Source organism: Mesorhizobium sp. M7A.F.Ca.US.002.01.1.1 (assembly GCF_004022955.1).
GTDB classification, from domain to species: Bacteria; Pseudomonadota; Alphaproteobacteria; order Rhizobiales; family Rhizobiaceae; genus Mesorhizobium; species Mesorhizobium ciceri.
Genome location: NZ_RZQE01000744.1, coordinates 1 through 1,977, shown reverse-complemented (window position 1 = coordinate 1,977; position 1,977 = coordinate 1). Strand labels below are relative to the sequence as shown.

Here is a 1,977-nt window from a genome sequence, read left to right as displayed (position 1 = left end):
GAAGGACGCCGCCGGCTTCATCCGCCTCAATGCACTGCGGCTGAGAACGCTGGCAGCGCGCAACCGCGCCAAGTAGGGCGGATGCGCGGTTTCGGTCGCTGCCTGGCGCCGCTGGTTGTTCTGGCGACGCCGGCCGTCGGCCAGGAGTTCGACCCCGCCTCTCTTGACCTTCCCGCGCTGATCGAGTGCAGGGCGGACGTTCCGACTTACAACGACTTTGCCCTGTGGCTGTCCAGCGCACCGGGTGCCGTTGAAACGCTTGGCTGGAAGGAGGTTGCCTCCGGCAATCCGTTTCTCAGCCAATACGAACTGCCGGCCAAAATCCGCGTGTTCAACCGCGAGACAGGATCGATCGTGTTTACCGCTGCGGGGCCGATGGCCGTGCTCGACGGCGTTGCCGCGCCGGAGCTTGCAAAAGAACTCGACGTCATGGCCGTGTTTTCCACGCCGCAAAAATTCCTTGGCGAAAAGGTCGTTGTCCAAAGCACCGAAGAGTCGGAAGGATTGACCTTCTCCACGGACGTCAAGCTCAACGTCTCGACCGTCGAGTCCCATCCCGGCAAGACCCTGGCCGGCTGCTCCTACACGCTCGAAATCAAATAAAAACCCGGCATTCACGCCGGGTTTTCGATCAAGTCAAAAATGGCCGGGGCCTCCTGCCCGGTGCATGGTCCGTCAATCGCCGTCGATCGCCGTGGCAATACGAGCGATGGCCTGCTGATAGACGCTCGCGGAATTCCAGCCGGCAATCGCGCCCATATTCGCACTCGCGCTCGCGCCTGCCCGCCAGCCATGGCCCTTGAGGAAGTTGGCGGTGGAAGCCAGCGCCGTGCCCTTGTCGCGCAGGTTTCCGCCGCCGACGCCATATTTCAGGACGTTTCCTGGCAGGAACTGCGTGTGTCCGATCTCGCCATGCGCGGCCCCGACCGACGAGGCTGTCAGCGCCCCGCGATCGACCAGCTTCAGGGCGGCGATCGCATGCGGGTAGAAGAACCCCGGGCGGCGGCAATCATAGGCAAGCGTCAAAATCGCAGAGACGGTGTTCTGGTTGCCCATGGCCGAACCGAAGCCGGTTTCCATACCCCAGATGGCCAGCAACACGCCCGGCGACACGCCGTAATTCGCTTCGATCTTGGAGAACAGCGCCGCATTCGACTTTTTCAGCGACCGGCCCTTGGAGATAATCGCCGCGCCGCCGCGCCGCCGCATGAAATCGTCCACCGAGCCGCTGAAGGCCTTGTGAATGCCGCGGTCGACGGAGATCGTCTTTGTCGCGTAGTTCGCCCCGGCCAGAGCGGCCAGCCCCTTGGCGCCCACACCTTCCGACCTGGCCTGCGCGGCAAAGTCCTGCTTCCAGGCCTCGAAGCCGGCGCCGGTCTTGCCGCAGCTGGCCGCTGCCTGTGCGCCCGTCGCCAGCGCAAGCACCGCCATCGCGGCCGCTGCAAACATCTTTCCCTTGGCAAGAATTGCCATGTTGATCTCCTGGTTGCCTGAATCACGTCCCAATTGCGAACTTGCCAGCGAAACGCGCACTTGTCACTGTCACCGCTGCAATGCTGGCGAATGCCGTGGAATTTGCCTAGGATCAAGTGATTATTGTGGCAAGGGGGCTGCATGCAAGACGTTGATGTCGTCATCATCGGCGCCGGCTCGGCGGGTCTTGCCGCTGCCAAAACCCTGCAGGCGGCGGGGCTTTCCTTCACGCTGCTCGAAGCGATGGACAGAATCGGCGGGCGAGCCTGGACCAGCGACCAGCATTTCGGCGTGCCTTTCGACATCGGCTGCGCCTGGCTGCATGCCGCCGACCGCAATCCCTATTTTCCCGAAGCGCAAGTGGCAGGCTGGACGTTGCATCATCACGACATGAATGTCGATCATCTCTACTACCGCGAGCGCAAGGCGAGCGAAGCGGAAGAAGCCGACATGAAGGCCGCCGACGCCAAGCTGTTCGAACTGCTGGCCAGGCATGAAGTGAAG

At 62.8% G+C, this 1,977-nt stretch carries 3 protein-coding genes; 2 read left to right on the top strand and 1 reads right to left on the bottom strand.

Annotation, left to right across the window (positions count from 1 at the left end; translation table 11 throughout):
- The first annotated feature begins 81 nt into the window (after positions 1 to 81).
- The gene (locus tag EN932_RS34950) at positions 82 to 603 is read left to right on the top strand and encodes a hypothetical protein (RefSeq protein ID WP_127370077.1); all 522 of its coding nucleotides are present in this window, start codon (positions 82 to 84) and stop codon (positions 601 to 603) included.
- A 72-nt stretch (positions 604 to 675) separates the two neighbouring features.
- Here the strand turns inward: EN932_RS34950 and EN932_RS34945 are convergent, their stop codons facing one another.
- The gene (locus tag EN932_RS34945) at positions 676 to 1,473 is read right to left on the bottom strand and encodes a lytic transglycosylase domain-containing protein (RefSeq protein WP_024504026.1); all 798 of its coding nucleotides are present in this window, start codon (positions 1,471 to 1,473) and stop codon (positions 676 to 678) included.
- Positions 1,474 to 1,614: 141 nt separating this feature from the next.
- Between EN932_RS34945 and EN932_RS34940 the strand changes: the two genes are divergently transcribed.
- On the top strand, positions 1,615 to 1,977 hold a 363-nt coding region (locus tag EN932_RS34940), incomplete at its 3' end, for an FAD-dependent oxidoreductase (protein ID WP_128369467.1).